This is a genomic window from Chitinophaga sp. (genome assembly GCF_019236475.1).
Lineage (GTDB): Bacteria > Bacteroidota > Bacteroidia > Chitinophagales > Chitinophagaceae > Chitinophaga.
This window is the reverse complement of record NZ_JAFAIX010000009.1, coordinates 351,005-374,876: the sequence shown is the minus strand read 5'-3', so window position 1 is coordinate 374,876 and position 23,872 is coordinate 351,005. Positions and strand designations below refer to the sequence as shown.

Annotated in this window: 18 protein-coding genes; 16 read left to right on the top strand and 2 right to left on the bottom strand. The window is 45.5% G+C overall.

What is annotated here, in order from left to right; all coding sequences use genetic code 11:
- Positions 1–74 precede the first annotated feature (74 nt).
- Together JO154_RS12805 and JO154_RS12800 are read left to right on the top strand one after the other, a co-directional pair.
- On the top strand, positions 75–2,663 hold the full coding sequence (locus JO154_RS12805; protein ID WP_291946013.1) for an outer membrane beta-barrel family protein: 2,589 nt from the start codon (positions 75–77) through the stop codon (positions 2,661–2,663).
- A gap of 171 nt (positions 2,664–2,834) precedes the next feature.
- The gene (locus JO154_RS12800; RefSeq protein WP_291946010.1) at positions 2,835–5,315 is read left to right on the top strand and encodes an outer membrane beta-barrel protein; all 2,481 of its coding nucleotides are present in this window, start codon (positions 2,835–2,837) and stop codon (positions 5,313–5,315) included.
- A 39-nt stretch (positions 5,316–5,354) separates the two neighbouring features.
- On the opposite strand, the gene JO154_RS12795 is transcribed toward JO154_RS12800, so the two are convergent.
- Positions 5,355–6,008 (bottom strand): protein-L-isoaspartate(D-aspartate) O-methyltransferase, encoded by a 654-nt coding sequence (locus JO154_RS12795; protein ID WP_291946008.1) that lies wholly within the window; start codon positions 6,006–6,008, stop codon positions 5,355–5,357.
- A gap of 126 nt (positions 6,009–6,134) precedes the next feature.
- Between JO154_RS12795 and JO154_RS12790 the strand changes: the two genes are divergently transcribed.
- Both JO154_RS12790 and JO154_RS12785 read left to right on the top strand, forming a co-directional pair.
- The gene (locus JO154_RS12790) at positions 6,135–7,859 is read left to right on the top strand and encodes a phospho-sugar mutase (RefSeq protein WP_291946006.1); all 1,725 of its coding nucleotides are present in this window, start codon (positions 6,135–6,137) and stop codon (positions 7,857–7,859) included.
- A 54-nt stretch (positions 7,860–7,913) separates the two neighbouring features.
- A complete protein-coding gene (locus tag JO154_RS12785; RefSeq protein WP_291946004.1) occupies positions 7,914–8,852 on the top strand; it encodes a DUF2279 domain-containing protein in 939 nt (312 codons plus the stop codon).
- A gap of 69 nt (positions 8,853–8,921) precedes the next feature.
- Here the strand turns inward: JO154_RS12785 and JO154_RS12780 are convergent, their stop codons facing one another.
- Positions 8,922–9,416 (bottom strand): phosphoribosyltransferase family protein, encoded by a 495-nt coding sequence (locus JO154_RS12780; RefSeq protein ID WP_291946002.1) that lies wholly within the window; start codon positions 9,414–9,416, stop codon positions 8,922–8,924.
- 78 nt (positions 9,417–9,494) lie between these two features.
- Here JO154_RS12780 and JO154_RS12775 point away from each other — a divergent pair, with 78 nt between their 5' ends.
- From JO154_RS12775 to JO154_RS12720, 12 genes are all read left to right on the top strand, one after another.
- On the top strand, positions 9,495–10,817 hold the full coding sequence (locus JO154_RS12775; protein ID WP_291946000.1) for a (Fe-S)-binding protein: 1,323 nt from the start codon (positions 9,495–9,497) through the stop codon (positions 10,815–10,817).
- Positions 10,818–10,833: 16 nt separating this feature from the next.
- Positions 10,834–11,613 carry a (Fe-S)-binding protein gene (locus JO154_RS12770; protein ID WP_291945998.1) on the top strand — a complete coding sequence of 260 codons (780 nt, stop codon included), beginning with the start codon at positions 10,834–10,836 and terminating at the stop codon, positions 11,611–11,613.
- Between the two features lie 24 nt (positions 11,614–11,637).
- Positions 11,638–12,138 carry a hypothetical protein gene (locus tag JO154_RS12765; RefSeq protein ID WP_291945996.1) on the top strand — a complete coding sequence of 167 codons (501 nt, stop codon included), beginning with the start codon at positions 11,638–11,640 and terminating at the stop codon, positions 12,136–12,138.
- 141 nt (positions 12,139–12,279) lie between these two features.
- Positions 12,280–13,692, top strand: a complete 1,413-nt coding sequence (gene miaB, locus JO154_RS12760; protein WP_291945994.1) for a tRNA (N6-isopentenyl adenosine(37)-C2)-methylthiotransferase MiaB — start codon at positions 12,280–12,282, stop codon at positions 13,690–13,692.
- 51 nt (positions 13,693–13,743) lie between these two features.
- Positions 13,744–14,985, top strand: coding sequence for a sigma-54 dependent transcriptional regulator (locus JO154_RS12755; protein ID WP_291945993.1), 1,242 nt, complete (start codon positions 13,744–13,746; stop codon positions 14,983–14,985).
- Positions 14,986–15,001: 16 nt separating this feature from the next.
- Positions 15,002–15,523, top strand: coding sequence for an LPS assembly lipoprotein LptE (lptE, locus tag JO154_RS12750; RefSeq protein ID WP_291945992.1), 522 nt, complete (start codon positions 15,002–15,004; stop codon positions 15,521–15,523).
- 54 nt (positions 15,524–15,577) lie between these two features.
- Entirely contained in the window at positions 15,578–16,834 is a 1,257-nt protein-coding gene (locus JO154_RS12745) for a hypothetical protein (RefSeq protein ID WP_291945990.1), read from the top strand.
- Between the two features lie 8 nt (positions 16,835–16,842).
- Complete coding sequence (gene secG / locus JO154_RS12740; protein ID WP_291945988.1) at positions 16,843–17,211, top strand: preprotein translocase subunit SecG; 369 nt, start codon at positions 16,843–16,845, stop codon at positions 17,209–17,211.
- 68 nt (positions 17,212–17,279) lie between these two features.
- Positions 17,280–18,329, top strand: coding sequence for an endolytic transglycosylase MltG (mltG, locus tag JO154_RS12735; RefSeq protein ID WP_291945986.1), 1,050 nt, complete (start codon positions 17,280–17,282; stop codon positions 18,327–18,329).
- A gap of 27 nt (positions 18,330–18,356) precedes the next feature.
- A complete protein-coding gene (locus JO154_RS12730; RefSeq protein WP_291945984.1) occupies positions 18,357–19,331 on the top strand; it encodes a YihY/virulence factor BrkB family protein in 975 nt (324 codons plus the stop codon).
- A gap of 103 nt (positions 19,332–19,434) precedes the next feature.
- Positions 19,435–23,052, top strand: a complete 3,618-nt coding sequence (locus tag JO154_RS12725) for a gliding motility-associated C-terminal domain-containing protein (protein WP_291945982.1) — start codon at positions 19,435–19,437, stop codon at positions 23,050–23,052.
- Positions 23,053–23,232: 180 nt separating this feature from the next.
- Positions 23,233–23,841: a redoxin family protein gene (locus JO154_RS12720; RefSeq protein ID WP_291945980.1), complete on the top strand. Its 609-nt coding sequence runs from the start codon at positions 23,233–23,235 to the stop codon at positions 23,839–23,841.
- The last annotated feature ends 31 nt before the right edge of the window (positions 23,842–23,872 follow it).

Genomic DNA, 23,872 nt, shown 5'->3' with positions numbered 1-23,872 from the left:
TATGCTGCCATTCATAATGCAGGCCAGGTATTTTTGTTTTACCCGGAAATAAACTGGATTTAAATACGCTTAGGATGAGAAAATGCTATGCAATTGTTGCTGGTATCATGTTGTGGCAAGTGAATACATACGCACAGGCACCCAATGCCGGTAAGTCTACTCCTCCCCAACAACAAGGCCAAGGACGCCCCCAGGGACAAAGACCCAATATGCCGCAAATAGGCCATGTCTATGGAAAACTCTTGGACGCGAAAACGAATAAACCCGTAGAATATGCGTCCGTGGCTTTACTCAGACAAAAAGACTCTTCTGTTGTTACGGGTATGCTCACCAAACCCAATGGTGAATTCAGCCTGGAAAACCTGCCATTCGGCCAATTCCTCATCAGAGTGAACTTTATGGGATATGTCACCCAAGTGAAAAAAGTGACCATCACCGGCCAGAATACAGACCAAGACCTCGGTAATATTAAACTCGAACCCAATGTAAAAATGCTGAACAGCGTGGAAGTCACCGGACAAAAAAGTGCCTTCCAAATGGGTATCGATAAAAAAGTATTTAACGTAGACCGCAACCTTACCAGCGTAGGCGGTACCGCGCAGGATGTACTCAAAAGCGTACCTTCTGTCAACGTAGACCTGGACGGTAATGTAACAGTACGTAACGCCTCCCCAAACATCTTTGTGGATGGTAAACCTTCTACCCTTACCCTCGACCAGATTCCTGCGGATGCTATTGAAAGTATTGAACTCGTCACCAACCCATCTGCAAAATATGATGCAGAAGGGATGAGCGGTATTCTCAATATCGTGCTGAAGAAAAATAAGAAAGCAGGCTTCAATGGCGCTATACAAGCGGGTATTGGGAATAACAACAAATACAATGGCGGTAGCAACATCGCGGTACGCCAAGGTAAAATCAATGTGTTCGCCAACTACAACGTGAACGCCAACCAAACATGGGGCGAAGGAAATACCTACCGCACCAACTTCGGCGGCTCCAAAGGCGATACCAACTACCTAAACCAACATAGCAACAGCTTAAGCAAACCACTGTTCCAGTTTGGTCGTGCGGGCCTTGATTACTACATGGACAACAGGAATACCATCTCCTTCACTCAAAGCGTTGGTGGCGGCGATTTCAAAACCCATGAAGATCTCCTCAGTACTTTCTCTGATGTACACAAACAGGTGACGAGCAAAAACGATCGCCAAAACGATAGCAAAATGAGCTTCCGTAACTATACGTCTGCCCTCAACTATCGTCACACGTTTGCCAAACAAAACCAGGAATTAACCGCAGACCTGAACTTCAACAGAAGTAATAATAGTCGCAATGGCGATTATATCACCCAGGCGCTGGATCCCGCTTCCAATCCACTCGGACAATCTGTAAGACAAAATAATACCACAGACGGTCGAACCACTTTCATCACCATGCAATCCGATTACACCAATCCAATTGGTAAGAACGGTAAGCTGGAACTGGGCGTGAAAGCCACGATGAGAGATTATAGCAGCAGATACGATGTGTTTAATCAGGATACCCTTACCGGTTCCTTCCCACATATTGATTCTCTCTCTACTGACTACAGTTATAAAGAAAGAATCTATGCAGGATATGCCAATTTTGCCAATACCATCGGCAATTTCGGCTACCAGGCTGGTTTACGCGTAGAACAATATATCTACAGCGGAGAAAACCAGGGTGTTATTTATAAGCCAACCAAAGCAACTCCTGGCTTCTTCCCAAGTGTGTTCCTTTCTCAGAAATTAAAGAAAGACCAGGAACTGCAATTGAATTATTCCAGGAGAGTAAATCGTCCGAACTTCTTCCAATTGATACCTTACCGCGATTATAGCGATCCGCAAAACCAACGGGAAGGTAATCCAAACCTGAAGCCGGAATACACCAACAGCCTGGAGTTTTCCTACGTGAAGAACTGGAAGAACAGCAATTTCTTAGGAAGCATTTACTTCCGCAATACCAATAACTTGATTACTACTATCAGCACGCCTATCGGCAAGGATACCCTGCTGACGCAGTATACCAACGCCAACAGAAGCAATTCCTATGGCGCAGAGCTGACCATGAAAAATCAGATTATTCGCGGCTGGGATGTTACTACCAACGTCAACCTGTATCAGACAGATCTACAGGTAAACGACGGTCAACATACCTTTAACAACAGTGGTTTCAGTTGGTTGGGCAAAATTAATTCCGAAACGAAACTGCCTGCCAATTTCACTTTCCAGGTGAATGCGACCTACCAAGCGCCAACTGTGGCACTGCCTAACAGCGGCAATGGTGGTGGAGGTGGAGGCGGCGGCCGTGGCGGCGGAGGCGGTGGTATGATGATGATCCCTTCTTCTGCACAGGGTACCATCAAAGGCTTTAGCACGGTGGATGTAGCGGTGAGAAAAGATTTCCTGAAAAACAAAGCAGCGTCCCTTACGCTCAGTGTTTCAGATATCTTCAACACGCGTCAGTATGAGCTGAACCAAGTGACCTACGCATTCGCACAGGATTACATCCGCAAGCGCGAATCCAGGATCTTCAAGCTGAACTTCAGTTACCGTTTCGGTAAATTCGATTCCAACCTGTTCAAGAAAAAGAAACAACGCCCTGATAGCAACGATAACCAAATGGATATGGGTTACTAATATCATTAAAGAGGATGGATGCAACCAATAGCCGGCAACCCGCTTCTATAGCGGAACGCCGGCTATCATTTTTTGATTGCCGCTCATCACATACAAACACTATTTAACGATACGCCTATTAGTTTTACGCCATCAAACCAATATTACAAGAGCTAGTATAAGTACCCTTGCATGCGAAAAAAACTGTCCCTGTTGATTGCTACTTTATGTATGCTGTGTAACGCTCATGCACAAACGCAGCCACACACGCCACCGAAAGTGAACGGGAAAGTGGTAGACCTGTCTACTACCAAACCCGTGGAAATGGCTTCGGTAGTGGTACTCAACAGTTCCGATTCATCCGTCGTCACCGGCATGTATACCAATGCCAGTGGCAATTTCAGTTTCACTAATATTAATCCTGGCATCTATGTATTGCGTGTCACTTTCATGGGATACGATAAACTGGAGAAGGCCATTAAAGTAGTGGAAGGCAAGGGCGCCTTCGTTGGAACCTTGCACCTGCACCGCTCTGGCAAGGAATTAAGTACAGTGGAAGTGAAAGCAGAAAAGCCTTCCTTCTCCATGCAGATAGACCGGCAGGTATTTGATGCCGGCGATATGATCAATGCGGAAGGTGGCACTGGTACGGATATCCTGAAAAATATCCCTAGCGTGGATGTAGATATTGATGATAACGTGACGCTTCGCGGTAAGAGTGTTACGATTTATGTAGACGGCAAACCCTCGCCCTTCGGTGATGCAAAAACAGCACTGCAGATGATTCCAGCGGAAAGCATCGACCGCGTGGAAGTGATTAATAACCCTTCTGCCAAGTTTGAAGCACAAGGTGGCGGCGGTATTATCAATATCGTGTTGAAAAAAGATAAGGCCATCGGTTACAACGTGATGTTCAATGTTGGCGCGGCTTCCAGAGGTCAGGTAAATGGAAGCGCCAATGCGAGTCTCCGCATGAGACGCTTCAATTTCTTCGGTAATTATAACGGTAGATATGAAGACCTCAACGGCAGTGGCTTCAGCAATCGGGAAAACCTCATTGCCGATACCAGTAAAACCAGGTATTTCACCCAACGCAGCGAGAATAATAACCGTAACGGCAACAATGGCGGTCGCTTCGGATTCGATTACTACTTAGATGATCACAATACCATTACCATCGCTCAGGGCCTGAATTATAGCTTCGGCGGTACGGACGAAAACATCAATCTCAACAACCTGGATGAGAAATACAATCCTTTATCCAGCGGCATCCGGACTAATAACAGCCGCTATAACAACAATAATAACAATACCAGCCTGAGTTACAAACGGACTTACAAAAAGCCCAACCAGGAACTGACGGCATATGTTAGCTATAGTGATAACGGCAGTACTGGCAACAGCCAGTATCTGAGTAGTTATTTTTACCATAATGTAGACACGGCCTATCGTACCGGCAACCAGCAGAATACAAGTAGCAATGGGAATAAGTTCTGGAACCTGCAATCCGACTACACCTCTCCAATTGGTAAAAAAGGAAAGCTGGAAACTGGTGTGAAAGCGACGATGCGGAGTATAGAGAATGATTATATAGCGATGTTGTATAATAGAGACAGCCTGGCCTTTATCCAGAGTATGTCGCTCAGCAATAAGTATAATTACGAGGAAGACATCTACGCAGGTTATTTCAACTTTGCCAATGCATTGGGTAATCTTGGTTACCAAGTAGGCGCGAGGGCAGAGCAATCGTATCTCCGTGGCTATTCCTTTACAAAAAGCTCCCGTGTAAATCGGTCTTTCTTTAACATATTTCCGAGCGTATTCCTGAAGTATAATCTGCCTAAGAACCAGAATCAGAACTTGGTGTTTAACTATTCTACCAGGATAGACCGACCAAACTTCGATCAGTTGCTGCCTTACATCAACAACTCCGATCCGCAGAATATCCGCACTGGTAACCCAGATCTGCGTTCCGCGTTAACGCATAAGTTCGAAATGAACTATTCTGCCTGGTATCCAAAAACGAATAATTACCTGAGCACAGGTATTTATTTTGCGCAGACGAATGATAATATTGACCGCATCAGTACCCTTGATACGATCAGTGGCGTGACTACTACTCGCCCAATGAACCTGGCCACCAGTCAGAATATGGGCGCTAATTTCTCTTATAGTTGGAAGATCGTTAAATGGTGGAAATTCAATTCCAATCTGAACCTGGAGTATAATAAGATTGAAAGTGTGACCATTCACAACGAGAACTTCACTTATGGATTGAGTGGCAACATGCAGTTCCGTTTGCCAGAGCGTTTCAATATAGAACTCAGCGGACATTATCGTTCACCACGTATACAGCCGCAGGGAACCTTTAAAGCCATGAACGGTATTGACCTGGGCGTAAGAAAGGAATTCCTGAAGAACAACAGGCTGGTGGTAGCAGTGAATGTCTCCGATCTGTTGAATACCCAACAGTACAATAGTCACTATGTGACGCCTACTTTCATACAGGACTATGACCGCAAACGTGCTACCCGCTTCATCCGCCTAAATGTCCGTTACCGTTTTGGCAAAATGGACCCGAACCTTTTCAAGAAGAAAAAGCGCCAGGACGACGAAGAGGAAAAGCCGCAAGAGGAAGCACCAAAGCCTAATGCAGAAAAAGGCCGATTATAAAACTACTGCCTGCCGGCATCTGCAATATGTTGGCAGGCTTTATCTTTTGCCGGAGAGCATAGGTACGAAAGTGAAGTTATCGAACAGCTCCTGATCGAAATCAGTATCGTTGATTTTGGTAATCCGCAGCATACGTTGTACGTCTTGGCCGCCAACAGGGATCACCATTTTACCGCCAACTTTCAACTGCTGCAGTAATTTTTCCGGGATGGCCGGAGCGGCAGCAGTAACAAGGATTTTATCGAAAGGAGCATAAGAAGGCAGGCCTTCATAGCCATCGCCATAGAAACAGCGAAGATTGGGATATTTTGACTTGAACTGGAATTGCTTTACATGATCGAAAAGCCTTTTCTGCCGTTCAATAGTAAACACATTCGCTTTGAGTTCGGCGAGCACACAGGCCTGATAGGCACTTCCTGTACCTATTTCAAGGACTTTTTCGTAAGGCTTGATTTCCAGCAGTTGGGTCTGGTAAGCTACCGTGTATGGCTGGGAAATCGTTTGTCCCTCACCGATAGGAAAGGCACGGTCTTCATAGGCAATACCTTCAAAAGCCGTATCAAGGAAGAAATGCCTCGGGATATTGCCGATAGCCGCCAGGACATTCTCATCTGTAATTCCCTTCTGACGGATACTATCAACTAATTGTCTGCGTAGTCCTTTTTGTTTGTAAGTATCTTCATACCGCCTCATAATCACAAATTTAACCAATACCTGGGATTTTCAATGAAATCCCGAATTGGAATTTCACACATTGGTTTTTTTATTTTTACTTTACACTCCATTTGGACCTCCCAGTCCATAAAAAAACTGATGACCATGGATATCAATATTCAAAACAAAGTAGCCCAATGGCTCAACGGTAACTACGATGCGGAAACCGTTGCCACCATTAAGAAAATGGAGGCTGAAAACCCTGATGACCTAACAGAAGCTTTTTACCGTAACCTCGAATTCGGGACTGGTGGCCTTCGTGGCATTATGGGCGTTGGTACCAACCGGATGAATAAATATACCGTTGGTATGGCTACCCAAGGGTTTGCCAACTACCTGAAACAGAGCTTTGAAGGAGAGATTAAGGTAGCACTGGCGCACGACAGTCGCAACAATTCCCGTTTCTTTGCAGAAACCGCTGCCAACGTTTTCGCTGCCAATGGCATCAAAGTATACCTGTTTGAAAGCCTCCGCCCTACACCGGAACTGTCTTTCACCATCCGTCACCTGCACTGCCAAGGCGGTGTAGTATGTACTGCTTCCCATAACCCAAGGGAGTACAACGGTTACAAAGCTTACTGGAATGATGGCGCCCAACTGGTACCTCCTCACGATAAAAACGTTATCCGCGAAGTAGAGAAAATCACTTCTCCGGCTGAAGTAAAGTGGACCGGCGGCGAAGCCAATATTACCATCATCGGTAAAGACATTGACGAGGCTTACCTCCAGGAACTCCAGGCCCTGAGCATCAACCCGGAAATCTGCAAACAACAGCACGACCTGAAAATCGTTTATACGCCTATTCACGGTACTGGTATTACCATGGTACCGGAAATCCTCAAACGTTACGGCTTTACCAACGTAAACATTGTAGAAGAACAAGCCACTCCAGATGGCAACTTCCCTACTGTGGTATATCCTAACCCAGAAGAAGCAGAAGCGATGAGTCTTGGCCTGAAAAAAGCCGAGGCAATAGATGCGGATATCCTCCTCGGTACAGACCCTGACGCTGACCGTGTAGGCATTGCCGTTAAAGATCTCCATGGCAAATGGATCCTGCTCAATGGTAACCAAACCGCAGCGCTCCTCTTCAACTATATCATCGAAGGCCGTAAAGAAAAAGGCCTCGCCAGACCAGAAGATTTCGTCTGCAAAACAGTCGTAACCTCCGATCTGATCGATGTATTTGCTGCACAGAATAATATTAATTGCTATAACGTACTTACCGGCTTCAAATGGATCGCAGAACTGATCCGCAATAAAGAACCTAAAGAAAAATTCATCTGTGGTGGTGAGGAATCTTATGGTACTATGATTGGCGACAGGGTGCGGGACAAGGACGCCGTGTCTGCGGTAGCAATGATCTGCGAAATGGCGGCAGTAGCACGTAGCAAGGGCAAAACCCTCTTCGAACAACTGCTCAGCATTTATATTAAATACGGCTATTACCTGGAATCACTGATCTCTATCACTAAAAAAGGAATGAGAGGTGCCGACGAAATTGCTGAAATGATGCGCGGCTACAGGGAAAACCCTCCTACTGCTATCAATGGCTCTCCAGTGGTAATGATGTACGATTACCAACTGAAACAAATCAAGGATATCAAAACAGGCGAAATCAAACCGATCGACCTGCCTAAATCCAATGTATTGCAGTTTGTACTGGCCGACGGTAGCAAAATTTCTGCCCGTCCTTCCGGTACGGAACCTAAAATTAAATTCTATTTCAGCGTAAATACAACCCTGCAAAGTGTTGCTGATTACGACGCCGTAACCGCTGAACTGGAAGCAAAAATAAATGGCATTATTTCGGACATGCATCTGAAATAAGCAAAAACACCTTTAGAACCGCAGTCCGCATGGGCTGCGGTTTTTCAATGCAGCATGAAACGTATCCTGTGCATATTACCTATCCTCTTCTTGCTGCATTTTAGCTACGCTCAGCAAAAAGTTTCCTTTACTACCATTCCCGATACTACCATTCCAAGACGAGTGGCCATTCTTAGCGGCGCTACTGCTGCAATGTATGGTACTAGTCTCATCGCCCTCAATGCTGCCTGGTATAAAGACTATCCCAGAAGTAATTTCCATTTCTTCAATGATATGAACGAGTGGAACCAGATGGACAAAATGGGGCATATTTTCAGTGCTTATTTCATTGGGAAATATAGCCGCGAAATGTGGCGCTGGTCTGGACTTCCAAGAAAAAAACAAATATGGATCGGCGGATTGAGTGGCCTCGCCTATCAGTCTGTAATAGAAATACTAGATGGCTATTCCAGTGAATGGGGCTTCTCCTGGGGAGATATGGGCGCCAATACTATTGGCTCCGCCATGCTGATCAGTCAAGAATTGGCTTGGAATGAACAACGTATCCAGATTAAATTCAGTGCCCATCCCGGCAGATATGATGATCCGGTATTAAAAGATAAAACCAACCAGTTATTTGGTACACGTTTCCTGGAAAGAATCCTGAAGGATTATAACGCCCAAACCTACTGGCTATCTGTCAACCTACGTTCTTTTGCACCTAATAGTAACCTCCCGCGCTGGCTGAATATTTCTGTAGGCTATGGCGCTGAGCATATGTATGGCGGTACGGTCAACTGGTGGGATGATACCAATGGTAAACATTATGACTACACGCATATGGGCCGTATCCGGCAGTTCTATATTTCACCAGATGTGGATTTCACCAGGATTCGTACGAAAAAGAAAGGGGTAAAAGTGATGTTCCAAGTATTGAACATGCTGAAATTCCCAGCACCTACGCTGGAATTAGACAGCAAAGGCCGATTGTTCCTGCATCCCATTTACTTCTAGAAAAAGGGGGCAATAAAAAATCCGGTCACTAGAGATGACCGGATCATTATGCATAGAATTACTTGATTATTATTTTAAGTAGGCAGACACGATTTCACTACCTTCCGTTTCCACTATTACATTTTCTTGGAGGGTAGTTGCCAGCGAGAAACCCACAAAATCTACCGACAGCGGGAATGATTTATGTTTTCTGTCTACCAGTACCGCCGTCTGAATTTTCAGCGGGAGGTACGCCAGCAAAGGTTTGAGGGCATACAGCATGGTACGTCCGGAGTTCGCCACATCATCGATTACCACTACCACCTTGCCATTGAAGTCCACCTGCTCTGAAACAGTAACTTCACTTGGTTGTTGTTTATCCAATCGCAGTTCAATGATACGAGGTTTCAGCGGAGAGATCTGTTGCAGTATATCCGCAATTTTACGGGCAATATTCAGCCCTCTTTCCCAGATACCTGCCAGGATGATTTCTTCGCCATCGCTGTTATGTTCATATATTTCATAAGCGATGCGCTCTAATTTCTTTTGTATGATATCCTGTGTAAGAATTACATTCCTTTCCATACATCAAAAATAGTGAAAATACCCATCTGCGTTCTACGAACGAAAAAAAACATAAATTAGGGAGTCAAATCTGAAATAATGCGAATTGTACAAGAGTTGTTATTTGTAATTGCCTTTGGGATAGCCGTTTACCTGTTCTCCCTACAGGTGCGCCAGATCAGGAAAAACATACTGCTGGGGCGGGATACGGATCTTTCGGACCAGCCGAATCAACGTTGGAAAAACGTGCTATTACTGGCTTTCGGTCAGAAGAAAATGTTCCGTAACCCCTTGGTAGCGGTGCTGCACTTCTTCGTGTATGCGGGCTTCATCATTATTAACCTGGAAATCCTGGAGATCATCCTGGATGGTATTTTGGGACAGCATCGTTTATTCGTTAACGTATTAGGAAGCCTCTACCCTGTACTGATAGGACTTTTCGAGATCCTGGCTGTTCTGGTAATCCTGGGTTGTGCTATTTTCCTGATCCGCAGGAATATTATCAAACTGAAACGATTCGCCAGCCATGATCTGGACGGATGGCCACGGTCCGACGCCAATTATATCCTTATTACCGAAATCGTATTAATGTGCTTGTTTCTCACCATGAATGCGGCAGATCAAAACCTGCAAGCGCGCGGTGTAGAGCACTATATTCCTACTGGCGCTTTCTGGATTAGCAATAATTTCGCCTCCGTATTCCACGGCATGTCTGATAGCACCGTTATCGGTATCGAGCGTGGCTGCTGGTGGATGCATATTCTCGGCGTACTGGCTTTCCTCAACTATCTCCCCTATTCCAAACACTTGCATATTATCCTGGCATTTCCCAATGCCTATTATGCCAACCTGGAACCAAAGGGCGAAATGGAAAATATGCCTGCCATCCAGCATGAAGTAAAAACGATGCTCCAACCGGAACTGGCTTCCGAAGCACCTGCTTCCGATGTTATTCCGAAATTCGGCGCCAAGGATGTACAGGATCTTACCTGGAAAAACTTACTAGATGCGTATAGCTGTACCGAGTGCGGTAGGTGCTCTGCTGCATGTCCAGCTAACCAGACCGGGAAGCTGTTGTCTCCCCGTAAAATCATGATGGACACCCGCGACCGTGTAGCCGAAGTAGGTCAGAATATCAAAGCCAATGGTAGTTTCCAAGATGATGGCAAAACCTTATTGCGTAACTATATCACGGAAGAAGAACTGCGCGCCTGCACTACCTGCAACGCCTGTGTGGAAGAATGCCCGGTAAGTATCAGTCCTCTTGATATCATTCTCCAACTGCGCCGTTACCTCGTAATGGAAGAATCCAGCGCACCGGCAGAATGGACCGGCATGTTCAGCAACATCGAGAATAACATGGCGCCATGGAAATTCGGTCCAGACGACCGTGAGCAATGGATCCAAGAAATGAATAGTTAATTTTAAAAATCTCCCGATGCATATAAAGACAATGGCAGAATATGCCGCGAATAGTGAAACGCCGGAAGTATTATTCTGGGTGGGATGTGCAAGCAGCTTCGATCAGCGTACACAAAAGATAACCAAGGCATTTGCCACTATCCTGGATAAGGTAGGGGTAAAATTTGCCGTACTGGGAAGAGAAGAAAGCTGCACCGGCGATCCTGCACGCCGCGCTGGTAACGAGTTCATCTTCCAGATGATGGCCCAAAGCAATATCCAGGTATTGAATATGTATGAAGTGAAGAAGATCGTTACGACCTGTCCTCACTGCTTCAACACCATAAAAAATGAATACCCTGCCCTGGGTGGTAATTATGAAGTGATTCACCATACCACCTATCTCCAACAGTTGATAGACCAGGGGAAGATCCGACTGAAAGAAGGCGGCAACTTCAAGGGTAAGAAAATCACCTATCATGATTCTTGTTACCTGGGCAGGGCGAATAATATCTATGAAGCGCCCCGTAAAGTCTTGGAAATACTGGATGCCGAGTTAATAGAGATGAAACGCTGTCGCAGTAAAGGTCTTTGCTGTGGAGCCGGTGGAGCGCAGATGTTCAAGGAGGAGGAAAAAGGTACGGACCGTGTCAACTTTGAGCGTGGCCGGGAAGCCGTGGAAACCGGTGCTTCCGTAGTAGCCTCCAACTGTCCTTTCTGTATGACCATGCTCACAGACGGTGTGAAGGAAGCCGGCAAGGAAGATACCGTACAGGTACTGGACCTAGCCGAAATCATTGCCGAAAGCATGAAATAAATCCGAATTACCTAATTTTGTAGTATGGACAAGATAAATTTCCCTGAGGGATTTTCTCCTTCTTCCAGGGTTTGGATATATCAGAGCAATCGACCATTCAACGAACAGGAAGTATTGGAGATCAACGAACAACTGCACCAATTTACGGCGCAATGGAATGCCCATGGCGACCCTATTAAAGGATGGGGTGGCGTGGTGATGAACCATGTAATCATTTTAATGGCAGATGAAACGCAAACGATGGTGAGCGGTTGTAGTACCGACAGCTCCGTACGTATCATCAAGAGCCTGGAAAGACAATACGAGGTAAACCTCTTCGATCGCCTGTTGCTGGGCTTCATCGTAAAAGATAAAGTACAGTTGCTGCCACTGGCCCAGGTGCCTTACGCCCTGGAAAAAGGCTATATCGACGAAAATACCCTGTATTTGAATAATACCGTGCTGAATAAAGCCGACCTGGACACCAAATGGCTCATCCCGCTGAAAGATAGCTGGTTGGCCACTAAATTGGGTGTAAAGGCATAGTTTTCCATGCCATACAAGCTATTTCCTACCCCTTCCGCCTGACGGGAGGGGTTTTCATTTTTAAGCTAGCCAATCAAAATGACATAATGGCATTTTCAACTTTTATTCCTTATTTTTGCCATCCTAAATTTGAGAAAGGAAATGCTGGATCAGAACACCAAAGTGCATGATGAAAGTAGACAGGGGGAAGCCTTCTCACCTGCTGCCAACCATTCCAATACATATAGCAAGAAATTTTATATAGAAAGTTACGGATGTGCGATGAACTTCAACGATAGTGAGATCGTAGCATCCATTCTGAATGACGAAGGATTTGGTGCTACCCGTAACCTAGAGGAAGCGAATCTCATCCTGGTGAATACCTGTTCGATTCGGGAGAAAGCGGAACAAACGGTACGTAAACGCCTGACGGAGTTTAAGAGTGCGAAGAAAGAGCGTCCGGGGTTATTAGTAGGTATCCTAGGATGTATGGCTGAGCGATTGAAAGGTAAACTGCTGGATGAAGAGAAACTGGTAGACCTGGTAGTAGGTCCAGATGCCTATCGCAGTCTGCCTGCCCTCATTGCAGAAGCGGAAGGCGGTCAGAAATCGGTAAATGTGTTGTTGAGTAGAGAGGAAACGTATGGAGATATCAGTCCGGTGAGACTAGATAATAACGGTGTGACAAGTTTTGTATCCATCATGCGTGGGTGCAACAATATGTGTACCTTCTGCGTAGTACCGTTTACCCGTGGCCGTGAGAGGAGTCGGGATGCCTATTCCATTATTCGGGAAGCGCAAGAGCTGTTCGACAATGGTTATCGGGAAGTAACCCTCCTCGGTCAGAACGTGGATTCCTATTACTGGACCAACGATGCCGGAGATGAAACCGTTACATTTGCCCAGTTGCTAGAAAAAGTAGCATTGATCAATCCTTTGCTCCGCGTACGTTTCAGCACCTCCCATCCAAAAGATATCACAGATGAAGTACTCTTCATCATGGCGAAGTACGAAAACATTTGTAATTATATACATCTACCTGTGCAGAGTGGTAGCACCCGTATCTTACAGTTGATGAACCGTACGTATACCCGTGAGTGGTATATCAAAAAAGTAGAGCGTATCCGTGAAATACTGCCGGATTGCGGTCTTTCTACTGATATTATCACTGGTTTCTGCACTGAAACAGAAGAGGATCATCAAGATACCATGGCCATGATGAGATTTGCTCGTTATGACCTGGCATATATGTACTTTTATTCCGAGCGTCCGGGCACCCTGGCAGCACGTCGTTACCAGGATGATATTCCAGAAGATGTGAAGAAAAGAAGATTGGCGGAAGTAGTAGAACTCCACCGCCAGAATTCCTTGGCAGGAATGCAGCGCGAAGTAGGTCGCACCTTTAAAGTATTGGTGGAAGGCACTTCCAAACGCTCATCAGATGAACTTTACGGCAGAAACGATCAGAATAAAGTGATTGTATTCCCGAAAGAAAACTATCAGAAAGGAGATTACGTTATGGTGAAAGTGGAAAGCTGCACTTCTGGAACATTGAGAGGAGTAGCGGTACAGTAAGCACTGTTTCACCGTAATAATTATCATATCACTAAACCGGCTTAACGAAAAATGGATATACAGGCTATCAAAAACAGGTTCGGCATTATCGGCAATAGCCCGGCGCTGAATTACGCGCTGCAGGTGGCTGTACAGGTAGCCAATACCGATCTCACCGTGCTGATAAACGGAGAGAGCGGCGTTGGTAAGGAAGTATTCTCGCAGATCATCCATGCGTTAAGCGCCCGCAAACACAATCCGTTCATCGCGGTAAACTGCGGCGCTATTCCGGAAGGCACTATCGACTCCGAGCTATTCGGACACGAAAAAGGCTCCTTCACCGGTGCAGTAGACAACCGTAAAGGTTATTTTGAAACCGTTAATGGCGGTACTATCTTCTTGGATGAAATCGGGGAAATGCCGCTGGGAACACAAGCGCGACTACTCCGCGTACTGGAAACTGGCGAATATATTCGCGTGGGTTCGTCCAAAGTACAAAAAACAGATGTACGCGTAATTGCCGCTACCAATAGGGATCTCCTCGAACGAACCCAACAAGGGAAGTTCAGAGAAGACCTCTACTACAGGCTCAACACCGTACCTATCCGCGTACCTGCACTACGTGACAGAAAAGAGGATATTCCCCTGCTCTTCCGTAAGTTCTCCGTAGATTTCTCTGAAAAATATAAAACCCCTTCTATTCAACTGGATGATGAAGCTCGCAACGCGCTCGTTAATTATCCATGGAGAGGTAATGTAAGAGAACTGAAAAATATTGCAGAACAGATTTCTGTACTATCTACGGATAAAATGGTCACGGCACATGATCTGAAACGATTCTTGCCAGAACACCTGGAAGTAAACAGACTGCCCATGCTGGCTGCACCTCAGCCACATGGCGGCGATTTCGCCAGTGAAAGGGACATCCTGTACAAACTTTTCTTCGATATGAAGAAAGATGTAACAGAACTGAAAAAGATGTTCTTCGATATTCTGCAAAATCCGACCATTGCACACAATCACGATTTCCATCCAGCAGATACCCATGTATTACACAGCTACCCTGCCACGGCAACAGATATTGCACCGCAGGCGCCCACCATTGGTAATGCACAGCCTATCATTATACAGGATAATAAAATCGATCACCACGAAGAAGTAGAGGAAACACTTTCTATCGCCGACAAAGAGAAGGAACTCATCGTCAAAGCCCTCAAAAAACATAAGGGCAAACGTAAAGATGCCGCTTTGGATCTGGGGATTTCTGAAAGAACCCTGTACAGGAAACTGAAAGAATATAACATCGCAGAATAAAATAATGCATCCATACATGAGGAAATTATTCCCGATACTCCTGACCTTCGGAGTACTCGCCATATTAAGCGGCTGCTCCGTTAAATACTCCGCCACCGGCGCCAGTATCGACCAGGAAGCAAAAACCGTGAATGTTCGTTTTGTGGAGAATAGAGCGCCTATCAACAACCCTACCCTGGGCCAACGTATGACGCAAAAACTCCGTGATAAAATTCAAGGACAAACCAAACTGGTACAAGTTGCGGAAACAGAACCGAGAGCGGATTATGAATTCAGGGCTACCATCACCGGTTACACTTATTCCAATGCCGCTGTAACCAATGTCGATAAATCTTCCAGATCTAGGCTGACAGTGACCGTGAATGTAATATTCCTGAAGCGTGTGGGCGATAAAAAAGGATTCACGCAATCCTTCTCCCGTAGCGCCGACTTCCCCGCTACCTCACTGGCGAGCAGCGTAGAGAATGGCCTCCTGGATAATGAAATCATTCCGAATATTACGGATGATATCTTTAACCGGGCATTTGCTAACTGGTAGTCAAATTCTGTAGCAACGACTGATACATATCAGATTTTTATTACATTAGCAGGTATGACACCAAACAGGATTATTGAGCATATCTTCCATGTACCTGATCTTCACCAGGTAGATGAAGCCGCTTTAAAAAAGCTGGTGACGGAATATCCTTACTTTGCAACCGCTCGCGTGCTTATGGCAAAGAAAGATTATAGTCGCCATGAGGATTTAAATAGTCCTACTGTCAAAACCGGTAGCATCTACAGCCATCAGGCCCATCATTTCTACCAGTTCGTTACTACCGAAGCGGTATTAATGCCAGTAGAAGAACGTATTGCGCGGGTTATTCCTACGGATACGCTTCCGGAAGCTATTCACACACCCCCTGCTCCTGCAAACACCGAAGCCGATATACCTGCAGTGCCCACCGCCTTCACGGAGGCCATTATCCATGAGCCTTCCGTACTGAATACACAGTCAACAACCATTCAGCATGATGAAGCGGAAGTATCGCAGGACCTTGACATCTTGAACCCTACTGTTCAATTATCAGCAGCAGAAGTAGTAGATCAGGCAGTGGAGGAAGAAGTGAAGCATGACCTTGACATCTTGAACCCTACTGTTCAATTACCAGCAGCGGAAGTAGTAGATCAGGCAGTAGAGGAAGAAGTAACGGAAGACATGGCCATACTGGATCCTTCTGTACACTTAGCAGCAGCAGAGGAGCCGGTTGCAACGGAACCATCGCCTGTTGCTGAGGATGAGCCAGAGGTGAGTAGTGCTGCGCCGCCACAAGCAGACATAAACAATTTTGAAACAACAGCAGTGCCGGAAGCCGAAGAAGCGTCTTCCGAGCCGATAAAAATATTTCCATTGGAAATTCCGACAGAAGAAGCAACAGAATTAGTATTTCAGCCACTATTCACAGATGATTATTTTGCATATAAACGCTTGAAAGATCCGGAACATGCTGATGAACTGAGTGTGCAGCGAGAAGCCGAAATGAAGAGTTTTACCTCCTGGCTACGCCAGATGAAGGATAATTTCGCTGGCAGAACCAGCAAAGATTGGTATCAGCAACAACTGCACCGCCTGTATGAAGAGACCGAAGAGCCTGAAATCTCTGAAACAGTAGAGAAAATGGCTTTGGATTCTATTAAGGTGGATACAGACATTGTATCTGAAACATTGGCAGAAATTTGGGTACGTCAGCATCAGTACCAGAATGCCATACAGATATATCAAAAATTAAGTTTGCTTAATCCCAACAAAAACGCTTATTTTGCGCAAAAGATAAAAGATTTAAAGTCACTAATAGACAAAAATAAATAGTCGTTTCTATGTTGATAGTTTTTGGTATCCTGATTATCCTGGCCTGTGTGTTACTGGGCTTTTTCGTTCTGATCCAGAATCCTAAAGGTGGCGGTTTATCCGGTTCCTTTGGAGGTATTGGTAATCAGGTGATTGGCGTACGTCAGACTACGGATGTGCTTGAAAAAGGTACCTGGGTACTGGCAGCAATTATCGCTATTCTGTGCCTGACAGCTCCTTTCTTTATCGGTTCTGGTTCCAAAGCTGGTACCCAGACCCTGGAAAAAACAGCTATTGAAAAGAGCGTTGGTAATCAGCCAATACAAGCACCTCAGCCAGCACCAGCTCCTGCACAACAGGGTCAGCCTGCAAAACCGGCTCCTGGTCAGTCTAAATAATATTGTTTGAATAATATATTCGCAAACCTCGCCGTTAAAAGCGAGGTTTTTTGTTACCATTACTATCTATGGCAAAAAAGAAGCAATCCGCCGGGAAATCCATGCTCCTGAAAAGAAGTCTGCTCATCATCGGATGCTTGGCAGCAGGGGCGCTGGTCTATGTCAGTTATAGAGTTTTCGGACCCAACACCCGCGCTTTTGGAGATAATAAATACTTCTACATACGCACTGGAAGCACCTACAACAACGTAGTAGATGGCCTCCAGGAACAAGGTATTATACGCAATGCCGGTAGCTTTAACTGGGTGGCAAAAGAGTTTGGTTATCCAGCCAAGGTAAAAGCCGGTAGATATAAAATTGCCCGTGGCATGAGCAACTTCGAAATCGTAAAGATGCTCCGCTCCGGGAAACAATCACCTGTAACCCTGGTGATCAATAAACTCCGCACCAAAGACGACTTCGTTCATAAGGTGTCCAGTAACCTGGAAGCCGACTCCACTACCCTCCGAGCCATGCTGAAAGACCAGGTATACCTGCGTCAATTTGGCCTGGACACCAACACCGTGATGTGCGCGGTAGTGCCCAATACTTACGAATTCTATTGGAATACCAATGCCGATGCCGTTTTCAGGAAACTGGAAAAAGCAATGGACGCTTTCTGGACAGACGAACGTAAAGCGAAAGCCAAAGCCCTCGGCCTGACGCCTATACAGGTAACCATCCTAGCGTCTATCGTGGAGGAAGAAACCAATAAAAACGACGAAAAACCACTGGTATCTAGTGTTTACCTGAACCGCTTCCGCAAGGGCATGCGCCTTCAAGCCGATCCTACTGTGAAATTCGCTTTGCAAGATTTCGGTCTGAAAAGAATCCGGGAAGGACATACCCAGTTTGATTCTCCGTATAACACTTACCGCAATGAAGGTCTGCCTCCTGGCCCGATCTGTACGCCGTCTGAAAAATCCATCAACGCTGTACTGAATACACCAGAAACAGATTATCTGTATTTTTGCGCCAGATCGGATTTTTCCGGCTATCATGCGTTTGCAGCTACCTATTCAGAGCATCTTGAAAATGCCAGAAAATACCAGGCAGAACTCAATAAACGCGGACTATAATCATTACTGACCTCAACATATATCATCTTGGCATTTAAACCTGAAAACTTAATATTCAGATCGAAACCCTACAAACAACTGGTAGAACGTACTAAAACATTGATTTTACCAGGGTTTGAAGGACTGCCATTGTATGATGTGCTGACATATTTCGGACAGGAAGTTAAAAACCGTGGCCTCGGCGACCGTGCCCGCGCCATCTCTTTTAACTTCCTGTTGGCCATTCCTCCGTTCTTTATCTTCTTGTTTACATTGGTACCCTTTGTTCCACTGAAGAATATTGAGCCGACCTTGTACGATCTAGCACAGGATCTTACGCCCAATTACAATACCTACATGATTGTACGGGAAATGATCCACGACTTCCTCCATACGCACCGTAATGGATTGTTGTCTGTCGCCTTCCTGATGGGTTTTTTCTATTCCTCCAACGGCGTGATGGGAATACTCCGCTCCTTCAATAAAATGGAACGCTCTGGCTTCCATAAACGCAAATGGTGGCAAAATAGGCTCGTGGCCTTGCAGTTGACAGCCCTGCTGGGTGTCATTCTCCTGATTACAGTAGGCTTGATGATCGCACAAGGTGCTACGCTTCGGACCATCTTCAACTGGCTCCATATCACCAGCTCCTTCGTGAAAAATATCATCGATATTTCCCGTTGGATCATTATCATCATGCTGTTGTATTCTGTCAATTCGGTATTATATCGCTTCGGTCCCGCTACTGCCAAGAAATGGCATTTCATCACCGCCGGCGCTACTGTTGCCACCTGCGGTATGATGCTCGTGACCATAGGTTTCTCCTATTTTGTGAATAATTTCGGCAATTACAACAAAATCTACGGCTCTATCGGTACTATCCTGATCCTGATGCTCTGGGTATTTTTCAATTCCTTCTTCCTGCTTGTAGGGTTCGAATTGAATGCGAGTATTCGCTATCTCAGCGAAAATCGAAAGGAAAATGCCGGCCATAAGCCAAAGGTCATTCCTTCCACAAGATAATTTTTCCACTCCCAATCAAATAGTAATTTTTTAACAGATGTTTCCTGTAATTTTGGGGCTGTGTCAGTGACAACACCGTATGCCAACAACCAAATCCTGGAAAATGCAAATCTGTAAAGGAACACTCACTCGTATTATCCTTATTGTTATACTATTCGTCAGTTCACCATTGCTATCAAAGGCCCAGTTGACAGCAGCCATCCGTCCATGCGGTACGGATATCATGATGGATAGATGGCGCAGCAATCCACAGTTTCTTTCCAGGGAGCAATTCGTGGATAAAGCCATCCTCGCCCGACAAAGAGCTGGCTTTCGTGCAACCGGCACCGTTACCCTTCCGGTAGTAGTACATATTATCAATGAGAATCCTGCCAGCATCACCGATGCTGCTGTGATAAAGGCGATCAAAGACCTGAATGAAGCCTATTCTGCCTCCGGCGCTTTTACAGGTGGTCGTACCAATACAGGTATCCAGTTTTGCTTGGCACAAACTGCGCCAGATGGTAGTATTACCACCGGTATCACCCGCGTCAAGTCCTACTTGACGGATTTCGATAATGATCTTGAAGGGGATAAAATTACTGCCCTGGGCCGGTGGGATGGCAATCGTTATATCAATATCTGGGTAGTCACGGATATTAAGTCCGAGTTCATGCAACTGTTTGAATGCGGCCAATGGACGCGGATGAAGATGGGCGGATATGCTAGCGCTGGGGGAGACATCGTTGTGGCGGGCCTCGGTGTTGGTCTCGTAGCGCATGAGATGGGCCATTATCTCAGCCTCCTGCATACTTTCGGAAATATGGATTGTAAGAATGATGATTGCACCGTGGATGGCGACAAAGTATGCGATACGCCTCCGGAAAAAACCATTACCGGCGGTTATTCCTGCGCCACGCCACAAAATTCCTGCAGCACCGATACCCTCTCCGGTTTCAGTGTAGACGTGCCAGATCTCCCGGATAATTTTATGGACTACGGCCAGGGAACAGGCTGTATCCTGGGATTCACACAGGGCCAGGCAGACCGTATGCATAATTTCATCAATGCTGCGCTGCCCCAAATGATCAACAGTACGGTATGCAATCCACCTTGCATACCTACCGCCACGGCCTCTTTCAGCAAGAACATCGATTACCCGCTGCAAGGCAATCAAATTACATTTACCAATACCACTACCGGCACCGCCACTTTCCAATGGCTGGTAGACGATCTACCTGCTGCTACCACTAAGGATTTTACACTAACTGTTACAGATAAACGTAATTATAAAATTACCCTACTAGCTACTAATGGCGGCTGTACTTCCATCAGTACCGACGTAGTGGGAGTGAGCTGCGGCGTAGTAGCCAGATTCACGCCCGATAAACGAAAAATAGCTTCCAAACAAGGTATAGAACTGGATAAAATCGTTTTCACCAACCGTTCTCGAAACGCGACTTCCTACCAATGGCTGATGAGCAATAACCAAGGCATGGCGGAACAAGTGATCAGCACGAACGTAGATCTCACTTATACCTTCCTGGACCCAGGGATTTATAATATCCGCCTGATCGCTACGGATGGCGTTTGCACGGATGAATCAGAAACATTGCATGTGACGGTAGATGATCCTACTCCTGATGCAATACTGTATCTGACCAAGGCAGAATGTTATCAGCAGAATCAATTGCGGATTAGCTTGTATGCGGCCAACATGGGCTATAAAACGATTCCCAAAGGAACAACAGTAGCCTTTTATGATAAAGATCCCCGCCAGCCAGGAGCCAAGCTACTGGGCAATTTATATCCATTGCCGGCAGATCTACCAGGTAAATGTAGTACTCCAGTTTTTACCACTGTAGCCAATGTACAAATGGGTAACCTCGATTCCATTTACGCGGTGATTAATGATAACGGCACTACGCTTCCGTTGGCATTACCGAATACCAATGTAGTGGAGTCTAACTACAATAATAATATCGCAGTAAAACGCCATTTCCGTTTCACGCCAGTAATTGATATCTCAGACCTGACGGTGCAACCACTCACCACCGCAGTATTGAAAGCGGAAGGGAAAAACGGGACTATCGCAACTGCTACATGGGCCCCAGTGGATGATCTCAGTTGTAGTAACTGCGTCTCCCCTACTTATACAGCTCCTTACCGCAAAGACACGGTTACTACCCGCCAAATCACTGCTTATTCTCCGCTCGGCTGCTATGATAGCGCTATGGCTACGATCCATATTCCTATTGCAGACGATTATACCGTGCAGGTCCAACATCTTACCTGTGCCAGCAACAATAGGCTGCACGTGGATTTCCAACTGTGTAACAATTTTATTGCGGGTAATATTCCTCCAGGATTAATCGTACGTTTTTATGATGCAGATCCTGCACAACCAGGCGCCATCCAGCTTGGCACGGATTTCATCACGAGTACCTATAGCGTCAATGCGTGTGATCACTACGGACATTTTATTGGCACTCCTGCCAGTGGCAAGGTTTTCGCAACCGTCAATACAGGTGGGAAAATAGCCTACACCATTCAAAGTGGATTGATTGAAAAAGATTATACCAATAATCAGTATGATACAGATTACACCCCACCAGTACTCCAGGTAATGCCAGCAGATACACAGGTATATCGTAAAGATAGATTTGACCTGAGATACAATACTACGCTGGATAAACCGTACCAGCCTACTTGGTCTACCGCTAATACTTATACCATCAGTTGTACCAATTGTGATAATCCTATTGCTGCGATGAAAAACAGCGATGATATTAGATTGCAGGTAACGAATAATTACGGCTGTACGTTATACGATACCGCGCATATCGCCATCTTTGCGCCCGACTTTACCATCGACTTAAAAGAGGCCCATTGTTACAAAGAAGGAGAAGTAGTCGTAGCCTTCAATATCTGCATGCATAACGGATATGACAGTGTGATGTCCAAGATTCCAGTTACTTTTTACGACGATGGGACTGGCAAGCGACTAGGTACAGTGTTTTATACTACGGTGCGTCAGGAAGGTAACTGTCACGTATACACGCATACCATTCCTGCGCCTGAAAAAGGCCATGGTATCTTAGCGGTGATCAATAGCGATGGCAGTACAGATGCCAATGGAAATTATAACGCGATTCTACCGGAAACAGTGCGTGATAATAATACCGGCGATGTAGCATACATTCCATTTAGTTTGCAACTATCTCCCGTGACATCGAACTTATTACGTCCTGCACAGGTACCATTGCGCACACAAGTAGAAGGCGATCCGGCCACCTCCTGGACCTGGACGCCAGCAGAAGGTTTATCTTGCAATAATTGTCCAAACCCTATCGCCACGGTACGTTCCAGCATGAAGTACAAGGTGACTATTACGAACAGTTATTATTGCACGGCTTCCGCTGATGCTACGATACTCACCTCCACACTGCCCCGTACCATTATGCCTACGGCCTTCACCCCTAATGGAGACGGGCAAAACGATATTTTCTACATCATTGGTTCCAGCGATATCAGGATAGTGAAAAGCTTCACCATCTTTAACCGCATGGGTAACAAGGTGTTTGAACGATTTAATATACCTGCAAACGACAAAGCATTTGGCTGGGACGGAAAAGTAAACAATCGTACCGGTAATATGGACAGTTATGTATATATGGCATTGGTAGAATATGTAGATGGCACCACAGAACTCATAAAAGGGAGCTTCTTGCTATTACGCTAATCTGGCCGCTGGATAAGATTTTTGGCTGTTTTCCGCCTGTCGGGAAACAGCTTTTTATTGGTTATCAGGTGCTAAAGTTGATTTAAGTGTTAGGGGGTGAAAGGAATCATTTTTTGGCCTATCTTTCTGATGATTTTAGTCACATTTAACCACCTTTTGTTGGACCTGAAAATAGTTTTTATGATTAAGTCCGCACTATATTTATCTGTCTGTACCTTGCTGTTTTCTTCGTTCCTTCCAACGAATGAAGCATCCCTTGAATTGGGCGCCGCTATCCCCAAAGCTGACACGCGTCTCACCGATATTTCCGGCAAGGAAATTTCTCTTAATGCTGCCAAAAGCAGTGCAGGATTGCTGGTAATTTTTGTTGCCAACCAATGTCCTTATATGCTCCGCAATGAACAACGACTACAAAACATTTGCGAAACAGCCCATAACAATCGTGTGGGAGTAGTAATGATCAATTCTAATGAAGCGAGTCGCAATGCTGGCGAATCCTTAGCTGCCATGAAAGAATATGCTGCAAAGCGTAATATTTCATGGTATTACTTAGTAGATCGCAATGCTGAAATTGCAGATGCTTTTGATGCGAATCATACACCGGAATGCTTTCTCTTTGATAAAAATGGGAAGCTAGTATATAAAGGAGCTATTGACGATAGTCCGGGTAATGCGGAAGCAGTGAAAAGTAAGCTGCTGCATAATGCCATTAATGAAATGTTGGCGGGAAAAACTGTGGTGGTGGCGACTTCTAGCGCGCTGGGTTGTAATATTAAACGTAAGATGTAAGCTTATATTTTTTTTTCAAAAGTCGAAAGTT